At 55.4% G+C, this 296-nt stretch carries 1 protein-coding gene; it reads right to left on the reverse strand.

What is annotated here, in order from left to right:
- A partial coding sequence (locus tag QP965_RS11470; RefSeq protein ID WP_284844976.1) for an IS3 family transposase occupies positions 1-296 on the reverse strand: 296 nt, incomplete at both ends.

Raw genomic sequence — 296 nt, forward strand, 5'->3', positions numbered from 1 at the left:
GGTGACAGGTAGACCTTGCGGCCTGCGACCCTGAACTCGGTGACGTCGCTAACAAAGACGGTATTTGGCTTATCTGGGGTGAACTTGCGGTCGAGTGTGTTGTCGGCAATGTGGCTGATCGTCCCGTTATAAGAAACATATGGCCTGCGCCGGCGGACCTTGGCTCGAAGCCCCATTTCGCTCATGAGTTTGTAGACGAGCTTGTGGTTGACCACCCATCCCTGGTTGCGCAGGTCAAGTAGCACTCGTCGGTAGCCGTAGCGATGCTTGTTACGCTCGAAGCTTTCTAAGATCGC

This window comes from Corynebacterium sp. MSK074 (assembly GCF_030229735.1).
GTDB lineage: Bacteria > Actinomycetota > Actinomycetes > Mycobacteriales > Mycobacteriaceae > Corynebacterium.